This window comes from Maribacter polysiphoniae, assembly GCF_003148665.1.
GTDB lineage: Bacteria > Bacteroidota > Bacteroidia > Flavobacteriales > Flavobacteriaceae > Maribacter_A > Maribacter_A polysiphoniae.
The window spans coordinates 154775-161905 of sequence record NZ_QGGQ01000013.1; the positions used below are offsets into that span (position 1 = coordinate 154775).

8 protein-coding genes are annotated in these 7131 nt (G+C 32.5%); 1 reads left to right on the top strand and 7 read right to left on the bottom strand.

From position 1 onward, the window contains the following. Window positions 1-393 precede the first annotated feature (393 nt). On the top strand, window positions 394-1467 hold the full coding sequence (locus tag LX92_RS20045) for an IS110 family RNA-guided transposase (protein WP_109654436.1): 1074 nt from the start codon (window positions 394-396) through the stop codon (window positions 1465-1467). Between the two features lie 222 nt (window positions 1468-1689). Here LX92_RS20045 and LX92_RS20050 read toward each other — a convergent pair whose 3' ends face one another. From LX92_RS20050 to LX92_RS20080, 7 genes are all read right to left on the bottom strand, one after another. Continuing rightward, complete coding sequence (locus LX92_RS20050) at window positions 1690-3789, bottom strand: caspase family protein (RefSeq protein ID WP_170117905.1); 2100 nt, start codon at window positions 3787-3789, stop codon at window positions 1690-1692. A gap of 179 nt (window positions 3790-3968) precedes the next feature. Beyond that, window positions 3969-4502 carry a hypothetical protein gene (locus LX92_RS20055; RefSeq protein WP_109654440.1) on the bottom strand — a complete coding sequence of 178 codons (534 nt, stop codon included), beginning with the start codon at window positions 4500-4502 and terminating at the stop codon, window positions 3969-3971. Between the two features lie 4 nt (window positions 4503-4506). Then, window positions 4507-4707: a bacteriocin immunity protein gene (locus LX92_RS20060; protein ID WP_109654442.1), complete on the bottom strand. Its 201-nt coding sequence runs from the start codon at window positions 4705-4707 to the stop codon at window positions 4507-4509. 193 nt (window positions 4708-4900) lie between these two features. Continuing rightward, window positions 4901-5467: a CPBP family intramembrane glutamic endopeptidase gene (locus LX92_RS20065; protein WP_170117906.1), complete on the bottom strand. Its 567-nt coding sequence runs from the start codon at window positions 5465-5467 to the stop codon at window positions 4901-4903. A gap of 451 nt (window positions 5468-5918) precedes the next feature. Beyond that, the gene (locus tag LX92_RS20070) at window positions 5919-6437 is read right to left on the bottom strand and encodes a hypothetical protein (protein WP_109654446.1); all 519 of its coding nucleotides are present in this window, start codon (window positions 6435-6437) and stop codon (window positions 5919-5921) included. Continuing rightward, the gene (locus LX92_RS20075; protein WP_109654448.1) at window positions 6424-6795 is read right to left on the bottom strand and encodes a hypothetical protein; all 372 of its coding nucleotides are present in this window, start codon (window positions 6793-6795) and stop codon (window positions 6424-6426) included. Before LX92_RS20075 ends, LX92_RS20070 begins: the two co-directional genes overlap by 14 nt. Window positions 6796-6824: 29 nt before the next feature. Next, window positions 6825-7131, bottom strand: a 307-nt coding sequence (locus LX92_RS20080) for an integrase core domain-containing protein (protein ID WP_146197884.1), incomplete at its 5' end; no start/stop codon positions are given.

The following is a 7131-nucleotide window of genomic DNA, read 5'->3' on the forward strand; positions in this document are numbered from 1 at the left end:
TATACGACGATGTGTTTTTACCATTGCAGCTAACGGTTCGGCTCGTATGTTTGGTTCTAAGTTTGAAGATAAGATATTTAGCACAAAAAAAAGAGTTTATAAATAAGAGTGATTTCGAGGTTCGGCTAGATACTAAATAGAGATATCGTTGCTTAGGTTTACACTCTTCCCAAGCTAATGCTTTAAAGCATTAGCTTGGATACTTAACAACAAGCTTAAATAGGAGGGACAGCGAGGTCTCGGCTAGATACATTAGATGATATCGTTTCATAGGTTTTCCGCCCTTCTATAATTTTCTTGGAATCTGAACAGTACCTAGATCCTTATAGTGCAGAGATCGAATCAAATGCGAGCAAAGATGCTAAAGAGAATTCTAGCTTTAAAAAATAGGATATGGAAAAGCAGTTAAAACAAAGTTTGGGCATCGATGTTTCTAAGTTGAATTTATCATTGTCATTAGGTTTTCTAAGTGAAAGGCTGGTTAAGGAATTTAAGTCCCATCCAGATGTATCCAATGAAGAACCAGGTTACAGGGAGCTTTTGAAATGGTTGAAGAAATCAGTAGATAGTACTGTTGATCTTTTGATAGTGATGGAAGCTACGGGAGTCTATCATCAAGGTATCGCCCATTACTTGCACGGTAAAGGTTATGCTGTTTGTGTAATGCAATCGGGTCGTGTAAAGCGTTACGCCCAGAGTTTGGATCAACGTTCGAAGACTGATGCATTGGATAGTAGGATGTTGAGCATGCTTGGTCTTGAGAGATCTATTCGTCTTTGGCAACCACCCAGTAAAGAACTACAACAATTAAAAGCATTGAGCAGGGAGCGAAGTTCTTTGTTGAAAGATAGAACTATAGAAACCAATCGTCAAGGAGCTATTTCTTCTAGTGTTTATAGTAATGCTAAAGCTTTGAAAAGGCATAAGAACAGATTGAAGCTTCTTGAGTGTCAGATAGCCCTTATAGAAAAAGAGATGCAAGAATTGATATCAAAAAATGAGGTTCTTAAACAGAAGATCGGCTTTCTAATGAGTATACCTGGCATATCTTTTATATCAGCAGCTACGGTTATTGGAGAGACCTTAGGATTTGAATCTATAGTAAATGCCAAACAATTGGCAAGCTATGCCGGTTATGATATTGTATTACGAGAGTCTGGTAATTTTAAAGGTAAAACAAGGATTAGTAAAAGAGGGAACAGTCATATCAGAGCAGCTTTACATATGCCATCGATGACTTGTGTGCGCTGTAACCCAACATTAAAGCACTTCTATAATAGGCTTAAGCCGAATAAAGCAAAGCCCTTAGTGGCTTTAATAGCCGTCCAGAGAAAGCTATTGATATTGATGTATACCTTATGGAAGAATGAAGAAGTTTACGATGCAGGGTTTGAAACAAAAAAGCAGCAAAAGAATGAAACTCTTGCTGCGCGGGATAACAGTTTGATAAATCAACCTATTTCCTGAATTATTAAAGAAAAAACTTGTTTTTTGACACAGTACCTATGGTTAGTACGGGAATTAAAAGTAGTGAACTTTCGGTTAAGCACTTAGCCAAAACTTTTTATTTTGTTTTATCTTTTTTGTTCTAAAGCCAAATCAAAAGATTTGGCGGACTTGGTTAAAAATTCTAAACTTTGGGTTAAGCACAAAACCCGTATTAACTATAGCCATTGTTGGGTGTAGTTTTTATCTGTTTTGATTTTTTGCTTCTTCAATTATGGATTCCATACTTTTAATTAAAAAGCCAGATTCAAGTTGACTATTTTGAATATTAAATAAAGGGTTAAGAATTGGCTGCAAGCCCTTACTTAAGAAGTTTTGGATATAAGTGTCTAATTCGAAATCTGATTTAATTATTTGAATTGACTGTTCTTCAAAATCTCCTATTAGCTCTTTCCAATTATTATAATATTTATCTATTTCAATTGGATTTGAGATGAGAGGAACTAAATTTCCTAAAGTAAGAATTTCATCCGTGTCAATTGATTTAATTAGACCTAATGGTGTATAGTCATTTTCAATTTTACTTTGATATTCCTCTAATTGGTTGCTGTAAATAGCTTTTTCGTAATGAGAAACATTTACAATAGTTTGATTAGGTTTTTTGATTTTTGATAAAAATTGAAAATGACCAAATAATTTTGTTTCGACAATTATACCAGGCAAATCATTCTCCTCTTTCTGCACTTTTAGCTGTGAATTGAAATTTGCAATTTCATTATCTATTTCGGATGATTTAAATCGATGTATCTCTTTACCTAATTTCATAAAATCAGTACTTCCGTTTTCGAAAACAGTCCTTACACAGTATTTTCCAATATTAATGTTGTTTTCAGGGTTCCAACTTATAACGGCTATTTTAAGTTTCCCAAGTTTACTATATAAAGGTTGAATTTGACCTTGACCTTTTTCTAATAATTCTAACCATAAAGTGTAATTGAAATTAATTAGGCTTGATTCTTTCAAACCTTCAAAACCTGACTTCCCTAAAATTCTGTCCGCATTTCTTAAGCATTCTTTATGGACATTGCCAACATTGTTTTTGAAGTTTATTTCATCAATCTCTACTAGATAGCTGTCATTAGTACTAATTTTCTCTCCGCAATGAAGACAAGACATTAAATCCTTATTAAAGTCAATTAATTCTTGTAAATAATCTGCGTGAGTAATGCAATGTAATTCTTCTTCTACTTTTTCAATATCACTATGAGCATTCATCATTGCTCCTTTATTTTCTCTAAAATACTGTTCATTTAACTCCGTATACCTCGTTAAACCTTGCCAAGTTGCAAATCGCCTAATAAGTTTATAAGAAACGTCTCCGTCCTTAGATTTAAAAATCACTTTATCTTCTTTAAATCTCAATTTTTTATTACCATCATCATCAAATCGAAAGTTTTCCAATATTAAATAATCTTGTTCCTCTACAAATGCTTCTATCAAAATGATTTCTTTACCAACAGAAAATCTTTTTTCGTTTTTTTGATGTTCGGCAAGTTCAAGCCTTAGTTCAGGTGTGTTTGGTGTACCTCGTGTAATTTTAGTATTCGATAGAACAAATTGTTTGTCTAAAATTAGAACCATTTCTCCTTCTGCGTGACCAACATTGTCTATGAAAGCACCTCTAGGTGTTTGCTTAGAATTGTTGAGAGTTAGAAACTTCACATAAGTTATTATTTCAGAGACACAGGTAAATTCATTAGTGTTGTTCTTTAAGCAATGAATTAAATATTTACAAAATGGACTATGTTTTGTTGGAATTCCATCCGAAACCTTTTCCTCACTTCCTGATGAAAGCATCCATCTAGATTTTTGAGAATCAAGTTTTTTATATGTTAGCTCTTCTGTAATATTTCTTGTGTTAGTCAGAAAAGTACCAGAAAAACACGAATCAGCGATTAACCAAATATGTTTTGCTTTTAAATCTTGGACTAAATCTTTGATGACTGAATTTTCTATCCAAGTTGATGTATCTGAAGTGCCTTCAAACGGAATCCAATAACCTCTATTTGTATGAGGATTCATACTGCCGTGACCAGCAAAAAAAATTATTAGATTATCCTCAGGTTCTATGTAACTTTTAAGAGTATTAAAACTATTATAAATTTCTTTTTTTGTGGCAAAATTATTGAAAAGTGAATCAGGATATTCCTCAAAAGAATAGCGCTCTTCCAAAGTTTTTTTCAGTTCATTGCAATCAAGAACTGCATTTTCTAAATCTTTCCAAGTTTTAGATTCATATTTGTCTATTCCGATTGTAAATAAAACATTCCTTCTCTTTTTCAATTGAATCTCGGTTTTTTTTAAATTACACCCAACGTTCAGGCTATGGTTAGTACGGGAATTATAAGTAATTAATTTCCGATTAAGCACTTAGCCAAAACTTTTTATTTTGTTTTATCTTTTTTGATCTAAAGCCAAATCAAAAGATTTGGCGGACTTGGTTTGAAGCTCTAAACTTTGGGTTAAAGATCAAAACCCGTATTAACTATAGCCATTGTTGTAGAGCGTTTTTTCCGAACTCCTTTTTCAACTTTAGCAAGAGTCAGTTTGATTTCTTCGTTATTTAGAAATTCAACCCATTCAATGAATTCATTGTTTTTCCACTCAATAGTTGTAGTCTTAAATGTCGACAAATCCGTGATTTGAATTAAGTCAACATATACTTCCATTAACTTTTCAAAACCAAATACATTTCCAATAAATGAAGCAGTTGAAACTCCTTTATAAGGTAAGTTATGAATTTCTAAAGTATTGATATTTAACAATTTAGCAGTGCTCTCTGCAGGAATATAGGCAAAACCAAAACTTTCAAGTTGCCATTTTTCAACTCTGAAATTTATATAATTCCAACCATTTGAAAATAGTTTATAATTGATATTGGAACTATTGTGGAATACATCAACTTCCCATAATTCTCTACCATTATTTGGCTCTGAGTAACCAATAAAATCTATAACAAGTTTTTTGTCAGATGTTTTTTTAGATTCTGGTGCCATAGAATTATAGTTGAATCGGTTTATAAGTTAATGCTTTGTCAATAATCTCTTCAGGAGATAAATCATTCCAATAAATCAAATCAGACACTTCTGGGTCAGGAACATTTTGCTTTAAAATGTCTAACAACTGGTCAATTTCTTTTTCCGTTTTAGTTTCAACGTCCAGAATATCTTTTACTAAATCTATTAATTCGTTTCTTGTCATTTTTGGAAATGCTCTACAACGGTTGGGCTAAGCGTAGTGCGGGGGTAAGGAAACTTTTCGTTTCCGTCTGCACACAAAGCTAAAGCTTATTGTTTAGTTTTATTTTTTATTGTCCAAAGCTAAATCCATAAGATTTAGCGACTTTATAAATATACACAGACCTTTCGGTTTTGTCCTAAAGTCCGCATTACGCTTAGGTTTTGTTAGCTGTAGTTATTTTTTGCACGCCTAATACCGTTATCAAAATCCCAAAAATGGCTAAGGCCCAATAAATCAAGTCGTAATTAAGACCATATACCCAATCGAAAAATGGTTCACCATAAATCATATACAGCATAGAACTTAAGTTATACAAAAAATGAATGATTATTAGATAGATGATATTTTTTGTGTTAAAATAAATAATACACGCAATTACACCATAGATAAAAGTAGGAATTAAATTGTTGGGAGTTTCGAAGTGTATTGCTGAAAAGCAGATACTAGAAATTACAACCGCTATCCACAATTTATTTTTTTCAAGAAGCTTAGAAAATAAAAACTTTCTAAAAAACAGTTCTTCAAAAATAGGTGCGATTATAAGACTGGATATTCTGAAATATAAAAAATTTGCACTAAATCCGATAAATTTAGTGGAATGAGGTTTTATTTCTGAATTCTGATAATAGTCTAATATTTTCTCAAAGTCCAATAATGGTTGCTCAGCTAATCCAAGTCCGATAACAATTAATAAAAGATATGGAAGAATTGTTAAGTCCAATTGTTTAATACTCGGGCTGACACTAATGTTGGGTATAGGCTTCCAAAAATAATAAAACACTATTAAGAATGAAATTAAGTTAGATAAAACTGCAACTATATAGATATGCCGTATAAATCCATCTGTGACTAAATCTGTATACTCTAAGAGTACTAATAGTATTAGTTGAGGAATATAGGATATTACAATAAGTAGAATTGTCAATAAAATGGCTTTGTATATCTTCAATGTTTTGGCGGTTGTTTATAATTATAGCTAACGTTTAGTATATGGCAAGTAGGGCAGTAGAAAGCGATAAACTTTCGGGTTTGCTCTGAGCCAAATCGTTGTATTTTGTTTTTATCTTAGTCATTTTAAAAGCCAAATCAACGATTTGGCGGTGTTTGTAAATAGCATTAAACTTTCATAAACCACTGAACGCCCTATTTGCTATATACAGTGTTAGCGGTATTTATTTTATGTTAAGTCGCTGGAATTCAAAGGAACAGTTTTTTCCATTTTCAAATTTAATTTGCATCCCTGAATTCATAATAAAGTCAAGTTTTTTCACATTTATGGTGTATGCTGGGATGTTATCCATGTTCGTTATTTTGCCCAGATGAAGTTGAAATTCACCTACTTCATTTTTCAAAATTAAATTGAAATAGTGGTTGTTAGGGTCCGTTTCCAAAAACTTAATTCGTGTTAAGTTGAATTTTGATAAAACTTCATTTATCAAATCTATTTTTTCATCAACGCTGAAGTTATTACAAATTGAAATCTGTTGAAACACCCATTTTTTATTCTTCCAAATTAAAAACTCGATTAGATTTTTAATGGTTATTCCTTCCTCTTCAATTTCAATGGTTTCTTTATTCAGAAGTGCAGTAACATAACGGTCAAGCTCGCTCATAGCAAACTGACAACTTGGAGCAGCTCCATATTGCCATGCTTCATTTATTTTATCTGATATTTCCTTAGTTAATTTCATTTTTAGCACTTCTTTTCCAAAATTCAGCTCCACGGTTTGCTGTCCATTCAATTAACTCTGCTTGGTTATTATAAAATTTGCTTCTTTTAACTTTTACCAAGCGACATTTAGTAGTATGTCCGCCATCATTCATATCAGCAAGAAAAAACTCTCCAGTTGTTTGAGAATATTTGATGCAAATCCTATCGTTTTTAAAGCATCCAAATGATAGAATTATCCATTCTAATTTTAAGAATTCATTGATTACAAAATTGTAAGGTTCGTCATATTTCATGTTAGCGATTAACTCACCTTTCTCTGGGTGTTCTTTATCGAACCTCTGAAATTCAGTTTCTGTATTTAATTCTTTATAATCCATTTTTGTAAGCTTCCCCTAATTAGAACTGCTTAGTTTTCTAAAACTTCATTAAAGTTATTGTTTTTAATTCTTTTGGGGCTAGCCCCAAAAGAATTAAGTTCCGCGTATTTTACGGGCGGTATTTTACCCAAGGCATCGTGGGGCCTATGATGGTTATAATCGTTCATCCAGATCTGTGTCTGTTCCCTTACTTGGTCTAGGTTTTCAAAGATATATTTGTTCAGCACCCCACGTCTATAGCTTCCATTGAACCTTTCCACATAAGCATTTTGGGTCGGCTTGCCCGGTTGGATATATTTGAACTCTATCCCGTGCATCTGGCTCCAATCGTTCGTT